This is a genomic window from Chryseobacterium sp. LJ668, from assembly GCF_019613955.1.
In the GTDB taxonomy this organism is placed as follows: Bacteria; Bacteroidota; Bacteroidia; order Flavobacteriales; family Weeksellaceae; genus Chryseobacterium.
This window is the reverse complement of record NZ_CP080443.1, coordinates 2,934,899-2,951,912: the sequence shown is the minus strand read 5'-3', so window position 1 is coordinate 2,951,912 and position 17,014 is coordinate 2,934,899. Positions and strand designations below refer to the sequence as shown.

Sequence of the window (17,014 nt, the reverse complement as noted above, 5' to 3'; positions counted from 1 at the left end):
CTTCGTTTATGATATGCGCTGCAATTCAATTCAAAATTTTGATTGCCCAAAAGTAAGAAATATTGCATTTTTCGGCAACATTTTCAGACTGATTTTAATATTAATTTACCTTTTTTGGATTGTGTAAAAATAAGATACTCATTACCACCATCCTTCAGGTTATATTTCTTTTTAATTTCTTCAGGTTTAAGAGGATAATTTTTTGAAATTAAATTAAACTGGCTTTTCTTTTTAATCAACTTACTATCAATTACTTCGATCTCCATAATTCTACCCGGAAAACCTTTCATCTCGATTTCCGAAGTATAAATATGAGTATTAGGATGCAGTTTTTTCAGATTAAATTTTTCCGAAATCAAATTAAAAATCCCTGCTTTTAATACCGTATTATTCGGAATGTAGATGAATTTCTCAGGTTCGGAATACTGTGCATGAGCGTTTTCTTCATCTCCGAACCAAAACATGAAGTCAGATTCTTCACTTTCCAGATTAATACAGTGACATTGAATAGATTCTGCTTCTTCCTGAGATAGAAAGACAACTACTTCTTTTACATCATTTTTTACCGCAATAACATCAATTCTGGAAATATTTTTTAAAACAGAGACGAGATATTTTAAATCAATCAAAGGGGAAAGCTTGATCACAACTTGCTTGGAAATTGAAAGCAGACTGTCCTGAATTTCAAGAATATTCGGGGAGAGATCTTCTAAAAGGAAAACTTTATTTTTATCGTAGTTTCTTCTGGCAGGATCAAGGTAGATAACATCAAAAATCTCCTGGTTTTGATTAAGAAAATCTTCTAACTTATTATTGATAAAATTTCCTTTTTTATCTAAAATAGTCCAATTGTGTTTTACTATCTGTAAAAGTTCAGGATTCTGTTCCACTAAAGTGATTTCATCAAAATTTTCAGAAAGATGGTAAGCATCGATTCCAAAGCCGCTTGTAAGGTCAATAAATTTCTTTCCATTTAAAAGCTGTGCTTTATAAACTGCTGTTTTTTGTGATGAAGACTGCTCTAAACTAAGCTGTGGCGGGAAAATAATTCCATCTTTAAGTAGAAATGGAAATTTTTTCTGTGCAACCAGCTTTCCTTTAATTTGTTGAACGATTTCCTGCATCGAAACTTCAGGAAATGGTGATTTTTTTAATAATAAAGAATGCAGATCCGCTTTGAGGTTTGCATTGATGTAATTTTGAATATCTTTATTTAAAATTTGAATTTCCAAAGAATTTATCTTTTGTAGAAAATATAATCTGTCAAAACCGGCTCGATTCCATTCAGTTTTAATTGAGAATTGATTTGCCCTCTATGATAAGTGGAATGATTAATTGCCTGAAACAACATTTCGAAAATCGTATTCTCAAACTCAGCACCTTTTGAATTATGATAACTCATTCTCTGATCTAAATCTGAATTTTTGACAATTTGAATGCTCTTCTGAAAGTTTTGGTTATTGATGTCTTGTAAATTTTCAAATGGATTGATCTGCCAGACTTCGAAAGATTTTTCATGTAAAATTCTTGAGTTCCATACCTGTTGAGCATTTAAAGTATGATTGATTAAACTGATTGTTTTTTCGTCAATTTTTGAGATATTTTCAGAGATAATCTTTATCATTTCGTTGTTAAAATGGTAGGTATATTCGAATAAATCGGTGAGTTTTTCTTTCATCCCTTAATTTGTAATTAATAACAAGTAATTTTTTAATGCAAAGTTCGCAAAGATTATTTCCTTCTAATTTGTTTTTAAGCTTGCAACGGCGTATCACCTAGCGTAGATTACAAAGATTTTTAATATTAAATCACTCAAACATTTCAGCCCAACGAACAGCTTTGACTTTTTGTGCATCATAAAGTTCTTCTACAGACTTTTTAATCTCCAATTTTGGATATAAATTCACACCAATCAGTTTTATTCTGCCTTCTTGAATCCATCTTTGTTCTTCGACAGCCTGATCGTAAATTTTTTTCTGAAGAATTCCTTGCTTTAAAGTATCTAAATATCCGCCGGTTTCTTCAATATCAATAAAAAATTGCCATGATTTTTCTGCGATCTGCTGCGTAATGTCTTCAATGTAATAACTTCCATTGGATGCGTCTTCAAAAACATTGATAATGCTTTCGTAGGCGAGGACGATCTGCTGTTTGAATGAAATTTCTTCGGAATTTTCTGTATTGTTTGCGATCTGGTAATTGATGCTGAAAACTGCATCTGCACCTCCAATCATTGCTGCGGCTAATTCTAAAGTGGAACGAATCAGATTATTTTCACTGTCTGAGACCGATTTGTTTCTTAAAGAAGTTTCCGCAAAAATATAAGGAATATCATCTAAACTATATTCTTTTGTAAGCTGATTAAAAACCAGTTTAAATGCACGGATTTTAGCCATTTCGAAGAAATAATTTGCTCCTACAGCTAATCTGAATAGTATTTTATTTAAAATTTCAGCACCATAAACTTCAATTAATTCTTTCGTTTTTGCCAAAGCGATTCCCAGCTGCTGTACGATAGATGCGCCTGCATTCTGATGGAGCGAAATATCAACACAGATATTGCGCCTGAAACTTTTTGCCAACAATTCCTTAACCAACTGATCATCAATCGTAAGATTATTTTCATCAAAAACATCAATCAATGAAAAATACTCATCTTCATCTGCAGGACTAATATGTTCTGCCAAATCTTTATTGTTGATGAATATCGTTTTCTCAGTAAGATTTTCAACATTTTCATTGAGTAAAAATGCAAAAACATCATCTTCGAGAGTCTCGTGATAAGTTGCAACCAGATGAGTGCTTTCTTCCACTCTCGGAAGATTGACCATAGGTTTCTTAAAGGAATCATAAAAAGGCTTTACAGCAATTCCCTCTAAATTTTCTTTTTTTAGAATCGTGTAAATATCTTCGGTTTTCAGCTGTTTTTTAACAAGATTTTCCCAGCTTTCAAATGTATCTCTAGACATAGGTAAGGAGTAATGGGGTAATATACAATTATGATTCGCATATTTATTATAAAATTGACAGCGAAACTAATGACTAATTACAATTCACTTTATTTTTTAGCGATTTTTGTACTGTCGACAACTAAAATAAAAATTTCTTCATTTGGCTTCTTCATAAAATAATTTTCTCTGGCGTATTTTTCTTTTTCAGATTTATTATTCATCAGCTTTTTGTAGAATTTATCGTTCTTTTCGTATTCTGTTTTATAATATTCAAGTTGCTCTTCATACTTATTGATTTCACCGTTGAGCTCATTGATAACCAAAAAGGAAGTTTTGTCAAAGAAAATCATCCAGACCAGAAAGAGACATATTGCAATCACATATTTATTCAGAACATAACTCTGCAGAAATTTAATGGTTTCCGATTTGGGTTTAATGTCCTTAATTAGTTCTTTTTCAGGCATATTATTAGTGTTTTCTCAGTGAATTTTTAATAACGGTCGTTAAAAAATCAATCGCTACAGAATTCTGCTTCATGTTTGGAATTATTAAATCGGCATCATTTTTTGACGGTTCGATAAATTCCTGGTGCATGGGCTTCAAAGTCGTTTGATAACGGTGCAGTACTTCGTTCAGATCTCTCCCTCTTTCCTGGGTATCTCTTCTGATCCTCCTGATCAGTCTTTCGTCTGAATCTGCGTGCACAAAGACTTTTAAATCAAATTCTTTAAGCAGTTCTTTATTCGTTAAAACCAAAATACCTTCTACAACCAGAACATTTTTCGGTTCAACGGTAACGTGGTCGCCGGTTCTTGAGTGTGTCACAAAACTATAGACCGGTTGCTCGATTGATTCGTTATTCTTTAATGCTTTTACGTGTTTCAGCATCAGTTCAAAATCTATAGACTTGGGATGATCATAATTTAACGCTTCTCTTTCCGTCAGTGTAAGATTATGATTATCGTGATAATAATTGTCTTGAGACAAAATATTCATTCCTTCAATATCTAGCTGCTGAATGATTTTATCAACAACCGTAGTTTTGCCGGATCCTGTTCCTCCCGCAATTCCTATTACAAGCATTTTCTATATAGTTTGTACAAATATAAAATAATTAAAAGATTAAAGAATTGAAAGATTAAATTATTTAACTGTTAAAAATAAAAAAGCTCCGACAATTGTCAGAGCTTGTACTATACGATCTCACTTGTTAAGCTTCGTGAAATTAGTTTCTCATGCATGGGTTTCAAAACATCCATAGATCCTGTTTTTACTGTGCATTTTCCTTTGTAGTGTACGAGCATTGTACATTGCTCGGCTTGTAAAAGGTCATGTTTGCAAATTTCTATTAAGGCTTCGATGACGTCATCAAATGTGTGAATGTCATCGTTATGCAAAATTAATTTGTATACTTCATCGGTTTCATCCAAAACAAGAACTTCCTCTTGATACTGACGTTTCGGATCTCCGTAATCTTTTATGCTATTATAAAAAATCATCTTTCTAAATTTTAATCGTCTCCTAACTTATCTAAAATATCGTCTACGATATTGGGTTCATTATAAATCAATTCTACCATTTCCACACTCTTATTATTCATTTTTAAGATCTTGAAATGATAATTTTCCAAATCAAACTCCTGATTTTCTTCAGGAATATCTTCTAAGGCGTGTAGAATAAATCCTGCCAAAGTATTGTACTCACTTTCTTCAGAAACGGTCAGTTTTTTAGGTAAGGATTCGTTGATCTCGTCTAAAGGCTGTGTCGCTTTTACCCAAAATGTATTCGGACCCACTTTATCAACCAGTTTCTCTTCATCATCTTCTTCATCCTGAATTTCACCCACCAATTCTTCTAATATATCTTCTAGTGTAATGATTCCTTCAGTTCCACCAAATTCATCAATCACAATTGCTAAATGCTGCTTTTTCTGCTGGAAAATCTTCAGTAAATCCGAAATTTTCTTACTTCCCACCACAAAGAAAGACTCTCGCATCAGTTCACTCAAATCTTCATGACTCAGAACTCCTTTTCTTTTAACGAATTCTCTGATGATTTCTTTGGTATAAAATACCCCAATAATGTTATCAATCGAATTTTCGTACACAGGAATTCTAGAATATCCACTATCCATAATTTTGGTAATGATCTCATTTAAATCATCTGCAAAGTCAATTGACGTGATATTTTGCCTCGGAACCATGATCTGTTTCGCAGAATGATCCGTAAAATCAAATGCATTTTTAATGATCTCGTAGTTTTCTTCTTCAATTTCTCCGCTGTCTGCGCTTTGTTTTACCAAAAGCTGAAGTTCTTCCGTAGAGTGGATTTCCTGTTCAGAGGCCGGGTGAATTTTCATTAATCTTAAAACTCCGTTTGACATGAGATTCATCAACCAGATAAATGGTTTGAAGATGGTATAAAAAACCCTTAACGGAACAGCCGTTGCCATCGTTGTAGCTTCTGCTTTACGGATTGCAATAGATTTGGGAATCAATTCACCAAAAACAATATGCATTACCGTAATAATTAGGAAACTGATCACCACAGAAATTGTAGTAACCGTAGATTCGCTAAAATTGATATTTAAAGAATGAAAAAGGTTGTCAATCACATGGTGCATTGCACTCTCTCCTACCCAACCTAATGCCAATGAAGCTAATGTAATACCTAACTGTGTTGCAGAAAGATACTCATCAAGATGCTTGATGATATGCTCAGCTTGTTTTGCCATCGAATCACCTTCTGCAGCTTTGATCTGAATTTGAGAATAACGAACTTTAACAATTGAAAATTCTGCGGCTACGAAAAAGCCATTTAGTAAAACAAGAAACAAGGCTAACAAAAGCCTGACTATGTCAGAGTCCATGTAGAAAATTATAATTTATTTTACAAAGATATATAAAATAAAACTAACAAAAAAAGCACCGAAGATATCGATGCTTTACTATTTTTCGAATATATTCTTAAGAGTTTTTCAAAGCTTCTGCTCCGGAAACGATTTCTAAGATCTCGTTTGTAATTGCAGCCTGTCTAGCTTTGTTGTAGAAGATAACCAAATCGTTTTTCAGTTCCTGTGCATTGTCTGTTGCTTTGTGCATCGCTGTCATTCTTGCACCGTGCTCTGAAGCTACGGAATCTAAAACCGCTTTGAAAACCTGAGTTTTGATAGATTTTGGAATTAAATTATCTAAAATTTCATTTCTGTTCGGTTCAAAGATATAATCTGTTTCCACCTGAGTTTCTGCAATGTCAGTTTCTACCATAGAAATCGGAAGAACTTTTTCTGTCATTACTTCTTGTGTAGCAGCATTGATAAATTTATTGTAAATCACATACACTTCATCAAATTTACCTTCTCTGAAATTGCTCATTACCGTTTCGGTAACGTTTGAAACTACATCAAAACTTAATTTATCAAAAACACTGCTTTCGTTTGAAAACACAGTACGGCCTCTTCTTACTGCATCATAAGCCTTTTTACCAATGGTAAGAACTTCGATTTCGTACTGAGAATTGTTTTGAAACTGAATATTCAGCTCTTTCACAACATTAGAGTTAAATGCCCCTGCCAAACCTCTGTTTGAAGTTACAGCAATAAAAAGCACTTTTTTAACCTCTCTTTTTTGAGCATAAATAGAAACCTGATCAGGATCTGAGCTAGAATTTACATTCTGGATGATTTCCTGCAGTTTTTCAGAATACGGTCTCAACATTACGATGGCATCCTGTGCTTTTTTCAGTTTCGCTGCCGAAACCATTTTCATAGCACGTGTAATCTGCATCGTAGATGAAATTGAACTGATTCTTCCTCGTATTTCTTTTAAGTTTGCCATATTGGGTTAGTTGTTGGTTGTCGGTTGTTGGTTGCTAGTTTTAGAAAATTCTGTCAACTATCAACCAACAATCATCAACTAATTTTAGTTATATTTTGAAGCTAAATCATTAGCTGCCTGCTTAAGAACACCTGTGATATCGTTATCGATTTTCCCGGCTTTGATTGCAGCCATCGTTTCAGGATGCTTAGATCTTAGGAAAGCGATATATTCTACCTGAAATTCTTTTACTTTTTTCACAGGAACATTTCTCATCAGGTTCTCTGTACCAGCATAAATCATTGCCACCTGAGTATCTACAGGAAGTGGAGAATTTACCGGCTGCTTCAACAATTCTACGTTTCTTTCACCTTTAGAGATAACAGCTAAAGTAGAAGCATCAAGGTCTGAACCGAATTTAGCAAACGCCTCCAATTCTTTATACTGAGCCTGGTCTAATTTAAGAGTACCAGAAACTTTCTTCATAGATTTGATCTGAGCATTACCACCAACTCTCGATACAGAAATACCTACGTTGATTGCCGGACGAACCCCTGAGTTAAACAAGTCAGTTTCTAAGAAAATCTGACCGTCTGTAATAGAGATTACGTTGGTCGGGATATATGCAGAAACGTCACCTGCCTGAGTTTCGATAATAGGAAGTGCAGTCAATGATCCACCACCTTTTACGATTGGTCTTAAAGACTCTGGTAAATCATTCATCTGGCTTGCAATGGTATCATCAGCGATTACTTTTGCAGCTCTTTCCAATAATCTTGAGTGAAGATAGAAAACGTCTCCAGGGTAAGCTTCACGGCCCGGTGGTCTTCTCAATAGAAGAGAGAGCTCACGGTAAGCTACCGCTTGTTTAGATAAATCATCATAAATGATTAAAGCCGGTCTACCAGTGTCTCTGAAGAATTCACCGATAGAAGCACCTGCCATTGCAGAATAAACTTGCATCGGAACCGGATCTGAAGCATTTGCAGCAACGATTACAGTATATGCTAAAGCTCCTTTATCAGAAAGTGTTTTAACAATTTGAGCTACTGTAGAAGCTTTTTGTCCAATTGCAACATATATACAATATACTGGGTTACCAGCATCAAAAAATTCTTTTTGGTTGATGATCGTATCGATAGCAACAGTAGTTTTACCTGTCTGTCTGTCACCAATGATCAACTCTCTCTGACCTCTTCCTACTGGAATCATTGAGTCGATTGCAACGATACCTGTTTGTAAAGGCTCGGTTACCGGCTGTCTATAGATAACACCCGGAGCTTTTCTTTCCAATGGCATTTCGTATAATTCACCTGCGATAGGTCCTTTACCATCGATAGGATTACCAAGAGTATCAACTACTCTACCCAACATTCCTTCTCCTACTTTGATAGAAGAGATTCTGTTTGTTCTTCTTACTGTATCTCCTTCTCTTACCAATTTACTTTCACCTAAAAGAGCCACCCCTACGTTGTCTTCTTCTAAGTTTAGTACGATACCTTCTACATCGCTAGCAAATTTTACCAACTCACCGTACTGTACATTTTCTAACCCGTATACACGAGCAATACCATCACCGATGGTCAAAACTGTACCTACTTCCTCAACATTTGATTGAGTGTCGAAGTTGGCCAACTGTTGTTTTAAGATCGCAGATACTTCTGCCGGATTTATTTCTGCCATTATATGGTTGTTTTTCTTTTTTAAATAATTTTTATCTTCCTAAACTGATATTAAAACCACTTCTAGGTCTTGATTCTTTTATTATAACAGTATTTGAATTTGAAGTACCTTTTACTTCATCCCTTTTTCTTGAATATTCGAAACCAACTTTTTTAGATAAAATTTCTAATTTAGCTAAATCAATTGTGCCATCATCTTTAACTGCTTTTGAAGCGAACAGCATTTTGACAATATTTTCTCTTCGATCACAACCCATTAAACATCCAGTAAGAAAAGTTTCAAAATAAACTGTATCTAAATCTGCTGATAAAACTTCAAAATACCCAACTGAACCATCAGGATTAGTTTTATAATCTACCTGCATCGGGTCATTATATGTATTATACTTTAAATAAAATAAATCATTTCCGTTTAAAGAAGTTATATTATAACAAACTCTTGCCGCGGGATCTGGAAGTACTTTTACATATTCTTTACCATCAACATAAGCAATATCCTTTTTAATTTTCACTTTTTGTCCAAAAGCCAAACAAGAAATGATAAGCATAGACCCTAATATAAATTTCTTCATCTTAAGTGTGTTAGTTTAAATGAAAATCTTTTTTGATATTATTAAGCTTAGATTTTACAGATGCATCGATCTGCTGATCTCCTACTCTTAAAATATATCCTCCCAAAATATCAGGATTGATGGTAAGATTTAAGTCAAAGTTTGAACCTGCCTTTACTAAATCTGTTGATTTTAAAATCTGATCAACATTTTCTTTTGAAAGCTGAGTCGCAGTGGTAAGTGTAATTCTCTGTACTCCATTGATATCTTCAACTTTGTTGATGAATTGTTGAGCAATATTCTTCAAATGACTCTCACGACCCTGTCTGATCACTAAAGTAATCAAATTCTGAGAAACCGGTGAAAAAGCTTTAAAAATCTCTTTTGCAACGTCCTCTTTCTTTTTTGCATCGATGTAAGGCGTCTTGAAAAATTTGTTTAAATCCTCAGATTCAGACATCAGTTTCTTAACATCTTTCATTTCAGAAAATACAGCAGCAGTCTGTCCGGATTCGTTTGTGAAATCCAGCAAACCTTGCGCGTATCTCTTAGCTACCTTAGATGTAAGCATTCTTAGTTAAGATTAGATTTGTTTAAATAATTTTGAACCAACTCGTCCTGAGCTTCAGTTTTCTCTAAATTTTTCTGCAAGATAGATTCTGCAATATTTACAGATAAAGCACCGATCTGAGTTCTGATTTCTGACATGGCAGCATTTTTTTCAGTCTGGATAGTCTGTTTAGCAGCTTCGATCATTTTATCACCTTCCGCCTTTGCAACATCTTTAGCTTCTCCTACAATTCTGTCTTTAATTTCTCTTGCTTCTTTAAGGATAGAATCTCTTTCAATCTTAGCTTCACGAATGATTCTTTCGTTATCAGATTTAAGATCTTCCATTTCTTTTTTAGCCAATTTAGCCTGATTCAAAGCATCAACGATAGAAGATTCTCTGTCATTTACTGCATTTACAATTGGTTTCCAAGCAAATTTAGCAAGGATAAATAATAGGATAGCGAATGTAAGCGTCATCCAAAACAAAAGTCCAATTCCAGGTTCTATAATTCCCATATCTGTAATTCTTTTTTTAATGTAATAATTTATGGATCTCTTTTTTAAAAATCCTTAGCAGCAGCCAACCGCTTCACTGCTAAGAATATTTTTTCTGAGGATAATTACTTGATGAAAGCACCAAAGATAATCGCGATAAGACCAGCACCTTCGATAAGACCTGCAGCAATAAGCATTGCTCCCTGAATCTTACCAGCTTGTTCTGGCTGTCTAGCGATAGCATCCATAGCGTGCCCACCGATTTTACCAATACCAAGACCTACTCCTAATACTGCTAAACCGATACCTACGTAAATTAATCCTGTTCCAGTTGTGATGTCCATAATAAATAAATATTTAGTTAAAATTATTTTCGTTTAATTAAGCTACCATTGTGTCGTGACCTACACTGTCATCATCGTTGTGTGCATGATCATGATCGTGTTCTGCAACTGCGATACCTATAAACAATGCTGATAATACTGTGAAGATATATGCCTGTAATGCCGCAACTAAAAGTTCCAATACAGAAACAAATAATGCTAATGGTACAGATGCAAATCCTAAGAATGGTGATTGAAAGATAAAGATCAAAGAGATAATCGCTAAGATCATAATGTGACCTGCAGTAATGTTTGCGAAAAGTCGCATCATTAAAGCGAAAGGTTTTGTAAAGATCCCGATGATCTCGATTGGAACCATAATCGGATATAACAATAACGGAACCGGCGGCATAAAGATGTGTTTCCAGTAATCCTTATTGGCGCTGAACAATGTAATTAATAATGTAATGATTGCCAAAACTGAAGTGATTGCTATATTTCCTGTAAGGTTTGCTCCACCAGGAAAGAAAGGAATCAATCCGAATAAGTTGTTGAACCAGATAAAGAAAAATGCAGTCAATAAATAAGGCATATATCTTTTATACTTTACAGAACCGATATTTGGAATAGCCACTTCGTCTCTTATGAATACAATTACTGGCTCTAATAATTTCCCTGCTCCTTTTGGTAGCTGAGATTTCTTATAATTTCTTGCCATACCAATAAAAATGATCAACATAAAAATTACAGACAAGAACATCGATGCGGTATTCTTTGTGATTGACATATCAAAAAATACATCGCTTGCTTTTTGTTTTCCTGAAATCACCGCAAAAAGAGTTGCTTTTTCGATTCCTTTAGTTGATACTACTTGCCCTTCGTGCAAAGTGTAGCCGTCGTGTTCGTGACCGTGAGCAATATCATTAGACAAGAAAGTGTGCCATCCTGCGTTATCTTTAATAATAATAGGTAAAGGGATAGAAAAATGATCTTCTTTTCCATTTTCATCTTTAGTAGTCCATAAATGCCATTCATTAGAATCACTGATGTGTTCCATAATCATTTTGGTAGCATTGAAAGGCTTCCCTTCCTCTGCGTGCTCTACCTTTTCAGCTGATTTTTCTCCCTCAGACTCGTGTTGTGCAGCAGCAAAACCGCTTATTAACACAAATAAAAATGCGAAAAATAATGAAGAAACTTTTCTATTCATATCTCTTTTTTAATCGTGTGCAAATATATTGATTTTATTAAACTTTACCAATATTAAAAATTGATATTTATCATCAAAAAAATCATGATTTGTTAATCTGCTTTATTACCGGTATATATATCGTTATAGAAGCAACAATAAAGCAAATTATGATGAGTAAAAAATTAGCCCTTGTCTTTTCTAATATCATTAATGAAATCACCAACCAAATCAAATCTTTAGCAATATTCAGCGTGAGAAATTTCATCCCTGCATTTTCTTTACTGTGTAGATACTTTTTAAACAGTATAAATACAGCAATATTTAAAAATGCTATTAAAAGAATAACGATCAGGCTGTCTGAAAAATTCATTTTGCAAAAATAAGATTATAATTGATATTCAAAACAAATCTCTTGATACTATATATGATAAATTATTAAAAATTACTTATTTTTGCACACTATAATTTACAATCAATATGTTCAATAGTTTACAGGATAAATTAGACAAAGCGCTTCACAATCTTTCCGGACGTGGAAAGATTACCGAGATCAACGTGGCGGAAACCGTAAAAGAGATCCGCAGAGCATTGGTGGATGCCGACGTTAATTATAAAGTAGCGAAAGATCTTACAAAGAGAGTTCAGGATAAAGCTTTAGGAGAAAACGTTCTTACATCGCTTACTCCGGGACAATTAATGACAAAGATTGTTCATGACGAGCTGGTAGATTTGATGGGAGGTTCTCAGGAGGGCATCAATCTTTCAGGAAAACCTTCTGTGATTTTGATCGCCGGACTTCAGGGTTCTGGTAAAACAACTTTTTCAGGAAAGCTTGCTAATTATTTAAAAACTAAAAAGAATAAAAAACCTCTATTGATTGCCTGCGACGTTTACCGTCCTGCAGCGATCGATCAGCTGAAAGTTCTTGGCGGACAAATCGGTGTCCCGGTTTATACAGAAGAAGGCGCAACAAATCCTTCTACGATTGCTGAAAACGGGATCAATTTTGCAAAGCAGAATGGCCACGATGTGGTAATTGTCGATACGGCTGGTCGTCTTGCGATTGATGAGCAGATGATGAGCGAAATTAAATCTGTACATTATTTCATTAAACCAAGCGAAACATTATTCGTTGTAGATGCAATGACCGGTCAGGATGCTGTGAATACGGCAAAAGCTTTTAACGAAGCTTTAAATTTTGACGGAGTTGTTTTAACTAAATTAGACGGCGATACACGAGGTGGGGCGGCTTTAACGATTCGTTCGGTTGTAGAAAAGCCAATCAAATTTATCTCTACCGGAGAAAAAATGGAAGCTTTAGACCTTTTTTACCCCGAAAGGATGGCCGACAGAATCTTAGGAATGGGAGACGTTGTTTCTTTAGTTGAAAGAGCTCAGGAACAATTTGATGAAGAAGAAGCAAAAAAACTTCACAAGAAAATTGCTAAAAACGAATTTGGTTTTGATGATTTTTTAAAGCAGATCAATCAGATCAAAAAAATGGGTAATATGAAAGACTTGATGGGAATGATTCCGGGAGTTGGAAAAGCCATTAAAGATGTAGAAATTAGTGATGATGCATTTAAACACATTGAAGCCATTATTTATTCGATGACGCCTGAAGAAAGAAGAAGGCCTTCTATCATCAATACTCAGAGAAAAAGCAGAATTGCTAAAGGTGCAGGAAGAAAAATTGAAGACGTCAATGCATTAATGAAACAATTTGACCAGATGGGAAAAATGATGAAGATGATGCAGGGTCCTCAAGGAAAACAAATGATGCAGATGATGAGCAAAATGCCAAATATGCCTGGAATGGGCGGAATGTTTGGGAAATAATTTAACAAAATTTTCAAAAAATAAAAACTCTCAGATGTGTTCCGAGAGTTTTTTTTATTATTAATTGATAGGATCTTATCTCATCCTTTGTTAAATCATCCCTTCAGGATTGTAATTTTAACTACAGTCTAAACATCACTGCAAAAGTAATTCTGCTGTCGGATTTTCTCAGATCGGGACGCCAATTTTCAATAGGTGTGTCGATCCAGCCATCAGGACTTGTCGTTCCTCCGCTCCCTGCAAAATACGGAATGTTGCTTTTTCGAAAGCCATATTCTAATCTGAATGTGATAAACTGATTGGGCATAAAATCTAAAGTAGCCGTTCCCTGAAACATTTTGAGATCTTCACCTTCTGAGATTGCTTCATTAAAATCATTATCAGCAACAGGTGACGGCGAAAATGCAAGATATGCTCCGGGATTTGTAATCGCATCTGCACGAAGTGAGAGCGCCAATTTATTTTGATTAAACCACAATCTGTTGGCAATTGAAGTTCCTATCATAAAGTTTTCTTTTGCCTTTAAACCACCTCCACTTTGAAAACCATAGTGATTGTTGATGCTGAAAGCCGCCTGAGACAAACCCTTACTTTCCTTATTTTTATAATATCTCGCAACAACGCTGTGATCGTGATGAAAGCGACGTATTTCAGGATTGTTTCTGGTATCTTTTCCGTTCAGGTAAAAATTGGCAACCAGCTGTAAATTTTCGTTTGGCCGGTAATAATTTGAAATTCCTAAACCTAAACCGCTATTCCAGGAATTGTAGGTCTGCCATCCATTCATCACCCATACTTCAGTTTTAAATTTCTTACTCGGATAAGCCTGAATTCTTGCGCCCTGAAAATAAAACGGTGTAAAATCGCAGACCAAACTCCGCTGATAATTCCAGTTTTCACCCAAAACATAACTTTCTAAGCCGATATAACTCATAAAAATTCCGGCTTCAAAATTTAATCCGTGCATCACATCAAAATGATAACCGGCAGAGGCTTCCCGTATATATTTTAAGTTGCCTACACTTGTGTTTTTTCCATGATTCACAGTGCCGTCAAGATCCTGAATGATTGAGCCCATCTGGCCGAATTGTAACCATAATCTTCCGATGATATTTTTATAATTGGTTTCAAGACCAATACTTGCCATATTGATTGTAAACTCATTGGACCGGCCAATTGCAGAAGAAATCGTGTGCGTATTATCTTTCGGACGATTAAAATCATAATTGTAATAAGAATCTACATAAGCAACTCCTGTAATTACGGTTTCATCATTTTTATCTTTTAAGGTTAAAGGGAAATCAGTTTGCCGGTTTTGACCGTTGATCCAAGTCAAATCATATCCTTCAAACGGGATTCTGACCGTAGCGGAAGAATCTGTTGACTTTTCCTGAGCATGTAAGAAAATTGACTGTATAGTGCAGATTGCAGTGATAGCTATTAAAAATTTTGCTTTCATTTATTTAAAATTGAGTTAATTTAGGTAGTATTTTACCCTCCAATGGCTTGGAATTGATATAAATATTTATAGTTTTTAATGATTTACTTAGTCATTTATAATTTACGTTCAAGATTCAGGATCTTCAAAGGCTCAAAAACTAATGGCATATGCTCCACCAGAACATCATTCCGGTCTAATCCGAAAGCATCTTCATCTCTTTGCCCCCAACGTTTCAGGAAGAAATAAGAATTGAGAATAATCCCTTCTTTTAATGCAAATTCATTCTCCACCGAAAGATATTTTTCCATAATGATAAATTTGAAATCGATGGTAGGATTGTATTTAGTTGTGCCGTTATTTCTCAGATGCAGATTCAGTTCTTTATTGGCAATCAGGTCGTCAATTATTTTCTCAAAATACAATTCGGTTCTCGGCTTGATTCTAAAACCAATATTCAGGACTATTTTGATCACCTTATCATCTACAAGTTCAGAAACTTCATAATCTAACGTGTACGGATGATTGGTTCTGTTGATATGGAAAAACCAATAAACATCAGCTCTTTTTGGTTTTTTATCAAAAATAGAATTGATTATTTTCTCTTCGATCTGATCTCTTCGATCTGCTTTGGTTAAATATATAAGATGTGTCGTATATTTTGGGATTTCTTCGTCATTACTCAAATTCACGATCTGGCTTGAAAACTTACCCAGATCAGTAAATTTGGTGTATCTGTTGTTGATTTTCCTTCCAAAATAACTGATATACATGACCATAAAGAATACTCCACCTACGAAAACCGTAATGTAGCCGCCTTCCTGAAATTTAACCAAATTGGCAATGAAAAAAGAGATTTCTATGATTGCAAAAACAAGCAATAAAGAAAATACCAAAATTTTGTTCCATTTTAATTTGTATAGTAAGAAATACGACAATAAGAAAGTCGTCATCATCATCGCCAAAGTGATTGCCAAACCATAGGCTGCTTCCATTCTTGATGAATTTTGAAAGTACAAAACAACGAGCACACAACCTATCCACAACATATTATTCACACTCGGAATATAGATTTGACCTTTGGTTTCTGTAGGTTGTTTGATCGCAACTCTGTGCCAGAAATTGAGGTTAATAGCCTCATTGATCAAAGTAAAAGATCCGCTGATCAAAGCTTGTGAAGCTACAATTGCAGCAAGTGTTGAAATTATTACTCCCGGAATTAAAAACCATTCAGGCATCATTTCAAAAAACGGATTTCTACCTTCCAGCAAAGGATTTCCCTGATGAAGCAACCACGAAGCCTGTCCGAGATAATTTACAACTAAGCAAACCTTTACAAAACCCCAGGTAATTCTGATGTTTTCTCTTCCGCAATGTCCGAGATCCGAGTACAAAGCCTCGGCTCCTGTTGTACAGAGAAAAACTGCGCCCAATAGCCAAAAACCTTTAGGATATTGAGCTAAAAGCTCGTAAGCATAATAAGGATTCAGTGCTTTGATTACGGAAGGATAATGGATAATCTGGCTCAATCCTAAAATGAGTAATACACTAAACCAAATGACCATGACGGGTCCAAAAGCCCTTCCTACTTTCTGAGTACCAAACCTCTGTAAAAAAAACACTAAAGAAATCACGATAATTACAATAGGAACAATAGGAACACGACCGATTCCTTTAATCATTTCCAGACCTTCTATTGCGGAGGTTACAGAAACTGCCGGTGTGATGATACCATCTGCCAAAAGTGCTGCCGCACCAATCATCGTGGGAATCACTATTTTTTTTCCGTATCTTCTGACTAAGGAATATAGAGAAAAAATACCGCCTTCACCTTGGTTATCGGCTTTTAAGGTTAACCATACATATTTCACGGTGGTTTGGAGAACTAAAGTCCAGAATATACACGAAATACCGCCTAAAACTAATATTTCACTGATATTCCGTTCGCCAATGATTGCTTTGAAAGTATAGAGCGGGCTTGTACCGATGTCACCGTAAATAATTCCCATTGCTACGATGAGCGATGCTAAGGTGACCTTTTTTTTAATTTCGTTTTTCACAGATTTTACATTTAATTTTCAAGTACAAAATTGCGCTGAAAACTATTGGTAAAATGTAAATTTTTGGGTGAGTTGTGTAAAGATTTTATAAAGATTAAGATTAAAAAAACTCGCAC

General features: G+C 34.8%; 17 protein-coding genes. 1 reads left to right on the top strand and 16 read right to left on the bottom strand.

All coding sequences use genetic code 11. The annotated features are described in order from the left end of the window. Positions 1-83: 83 nt before the first annotated feature. The 14 genes from K0U91_RS13755 to atpB form a co-directional block, all read right to left on the bottom strand. Positions 84-1,232, bottom strand: a complete 1,149-nt coding sequence (locus K0U91_RS13755) for a class I SAM-dependent methyltransferase (protein ID WP_220179149.1) — start codon at positions 1,230-1,232, stop codon at positions 84-86. 5 nt (positions 1,233-1,237) lie between these two features. Beyond that, complete coding sequence (locus K0U91_RS13750; RefSeq protein WP_219969182.1) at positions 1,238-1,678, bottom strand: DinB family protein; 441 nt, start codon at positions 1,676-1,678, stop codon at positions 1,238-1,240. Positions 1,679-1,808: 130 nt separating this feature from the next. After that, positions 1,809-2,969 (bottom strand): methylmalonyl-CoA mutase family protein, encoded by a 1,161-nt coding sequence (locus tag K0U91_RS13745; protein WP_220179148.1) that lies wholly within the window; start codon positions 2,967-2,969, stop codon positions 1,809-1,811. A gap of 89 nt (positions 2,970-3,058) precedes the next feature. Then, positions 3,059-3,415, bottom strand: coding sequence for an FtsB family cell division protein (locus tag K0U91_RS13740; RefSeq protein ID WP_219969184.1), 357 nt, complete (start codon positions 3,413-3,415; stop codon positions 3,059-3,061). Between the two features lie 4 nt (positions 3,416-3,419). Then, positions 3,420-4,034, bottom strand: coding sequence for a uridine kinase (gene udk, locus K0U91_RS13735; protein ID WP_050380023.1), 615 nt, complete (start codon positions 4,032-4,034; stop codon positions 3,420-3,422). A 110-nt stretch (positions 4,035-4,144) separates the two neighbouring features. After that, a complete protein-coding gene (locus K0U91_RS13730; RefSeq protein WP_220179147.1) occupies positions 4,145-4,450 on the bottom strand; it encodes an ATP-dependent Clp protease adaptor ClpS in 306 nt (101 codons plus the stop codon). An 11-nt stretch (positions 4,451-4,461) separates the two neighbouring features. Beyond that, positions 4,462-5,820 carry a hemolysin family protein gene (locus tag K0U91_RS13725; protein WP_220179146.1) on the bottom strand — a complete coding sequence of 453 codons (1,359 nt, stop codon included), beginning with the start codon at positions 5,818-5,820 and terminating at the stop codon, positions 4,462-4,464. Positions 5,821-5,917: 97 nt separating this feature from the next. After that, positions 5,918-6,787 carry an ATP synthase F1 subunit gamma gene (atpG, locus tag K0U91_RS13720; protein ID WP_220179145.1) on the bottom strand — a complete coding sequence of 290 codons (870 nt, stop codon included), beginning with the start codon at positions 6,785-6,787 and terminating at the stop codon, positions 5,918-5,920. Positions 6,788-6,871: 84 nt separating this feature from the next. Further along, on the bottom strand, positions 6,872-8,449 hold the full coding sequence (atpA, locus tag K0U91_RS13715) for a F0F1 ATP synthase subunit alpha (protein ID WP_219969188.1): 1,578 nt from the start codon (positions 8,447-8,449) through the stop codon (positions 6,872-6,874). A gap of 31 nt (positions 8,450-8,480) precedes the next feature. Next, positions 8,481-9,020 carry a hypothetical protein gene (locus tag K0U91_RS13710; RefSeq protein ID WP_219969189.1) on the bottom strand — a complete coding sequence of 180 codons (540 nt, stop codon included), beginning with the start codon at positions 9,018-9,020 and terminating at the stop codon, positions 8,481-8,483. 10 nt (positions 9,021-9,030) lie between these two features. Continuing rightward, positions 9,031-9,570, bottom strand: a complete 540-nt coding sequence (atpH, locus tag K0U91_RS13705) for an ATP synthase F1 subunit delta (protein ID WP_220179144.1) — start codon at positions 9,568-9,570, stop codon at positions 9,031-9,033. A gap of 2 nt (positions 9,571-9,572) precedes the next feature. Then, positions 9,573-10,067, bottom strand: coding sequence for a F0F1 ATP synthase subunit B (locus K0U91_RS13700; RefSeq protein ID WP_219969191.1), 495 nt, complete (start codon positions 10,065-10,067; stop codon positions 9,573-9,575). A 104-nt stretch (positions 10,068-10,171) separates the two neighbouring features. After that, positions 10,172-10,390 (bottom strand): ATP synthase F0 subunit C, encoded by a 219-nt coding sequence (locus tag K0U91_RS13695; protein WP_056014715.1) that lies wholly within the window; start codon positions 10,388-10,390, stop codon positions 10,172-10,174. 37 nt (positions 10,391-10,427) lie between these two features. Beyond that, positions 10,428-11,579: a F0F1 ATP synthase subunit A gene (gene atpB, locus K0U91_RS13690; protein ID WP_220179143.1), complete on the bottom strand. Its 1,152-nt coding sequence runs from the start codon at positions 11,577-11,579 to the stop codon at positions 10,428-10,430. A 459-nt stretch (positions 11,580-12,038) separates the two neighbouring features. Between atpB and ffh the strand changes: the two genes are divergently transcribed. Then, positions 12,039-13,400 carry a signal recognition particle protein gene (gene ffh, locus K0U91_RS13685; protein ID WP_219969193.1) on the top strand — a complete coding sequence of 454 codons (1,362 nt, stop codon included), beginning with the start codon at positions 12,039-12,041 and terminating at the stop codon, positions 13,398-13,400. A 121-nt stretch (positions 13,401-13,521) separates the two neighbouring features. Here the strand turns inward: ffh and K0U91_RS13680 are convergent, their stop codons facing one another. Together K0U91_RS13680 and K0U91_RS13675 are read right to left on the bottom strand one after the other, a co-directional pair. After that, entirely contained in the window at positions 13,522-14,859 is a 1,338-nt protein-coding gene (locus tag K0U91_RS13680; protein WP_220179142.1) for an outer membrane beta-barrel protein, read from the bottom strand. Between the two features lie 95 nt (positions 14,860-14,954). Further along, positions 14,955-16,898: a KUP/HAK/KT family potassium transporter gene (locus K0U91_RS13675; protein WP_309491495.1), complete on the bottom strand. Its 1,944-nt coding sequence runs from the start codon at positions 16,896-16,898 to the stop codon at positions 14,955-14,957. Between the last annotated feature and the right edge of the window lie 116 nt (positions 16,899-17,014).

Excerpts from the sequence above, each read along its gene's own strand:
- K0U91_RS13750 (WP_219969182.1), bottom strand. The coding sequence starts at position 1,678 with ATGAAAGAAAAACTCACCGATTTATTCGAATATACCTACCATTTTAAC.
- K0U91_RS13745 (WP_220179148.1), bottom strand. The coding sequence starts at position 2,969 with ATGTCTAGAGATACATTTGAAAGCTGGGAAAATCTTGTTAAAAAACAG.
- K0U91_RS13740 (WP_219969184.1), bottom strand. The coding sequence starts at position 3,415 with ATGCCTGAAAAAGAACTAATTAAGGACATTAAACCCAAATCGGAAACC.
- udk (WP_050380023.1), bottom strand. The coding sequence starts at position 4,034 with ATGCTTGTAATAGGAATTGCGGGAGGAACAGGATCCGGCAAAACTACG.
- K0U91_RS13730 (WP_220179147.1), bottom strand. The coding sequence starts at position 4,450 with ATGATTTTTTATAATAGCATAAAAGATTACGGAGATCCGAAACGTCAG.
- K0U91_RS13725 (WP_220179146.1), bottom strand. The coding sequence starts at position 5,820 with ATGGACTCTGACATAGTCAGGCTTTTGTTAGCCTTGTTTCTTGTTTTA.
- atpG (WP_220179145.1), bottom strand. The coding sequence starts at position 6,787 with ATGGCAAACTTAAAAGAAATACGAGGAAGAATCAGTTCAATTTCATCT.
- atpA (WP_219969188.1), bottom strand. The coding sequence starts at position 8,449 with ATGGCAGAAATAAATCCGGCAGAAGTATCTGCGATCTTAAAACAACAG.
- K0U91_RS13710 (WP_219969189.1), bottom strand. The coding sequence starts at position 9,020 with ATGAAGAAATTTATATTAGGGTCTATGCTTATCATTTCTTGTTTGGCT.
- atpH (WP_220179144.1), bottom strand. The coding sequence starts at position 9,570 with ATGCTTACATCTAAGGTAGCTAAGAGATACGCGCAAGGTTTGCTGGAT.
- K0U91_RS13700 (WP_219969191.1), bottom strand. The coding sequence starts at position 10,067 with ATGGGAATTATAGAACCTGGAATTGGACTTTTGTTTTGGATGACGCTT.
- K0U91_RS13695 (WP_056014715.1), bottom strand. The coding sequence starts at position 10,390 with ATGGACATCACAACTGGAACAGGATTAATTTACGTAGGTATCGGTTTA.
- atpB (WP_220179143.1), bottom strand. The coding sequence starts at position 11,579 with ATGAATAGAAAAGTTTCTTCATTATTTTTCGCATTTTTATTTGTGTTA.
- ffh (WP_219969193.1), top strand. The coding sequence starts at position 12,039 with ATGTTCAATAGTTTACAGGATAAATTAGACAAAGCGCTTCACAATCTT.
- K0U91_RS13680 (WP_220179142.1), bottom strand. The coding sequence starts at position 14,859 with ATGAAAGCAAAATTTTTAATAGCTATCACTGCAATCTGCACTATACAG.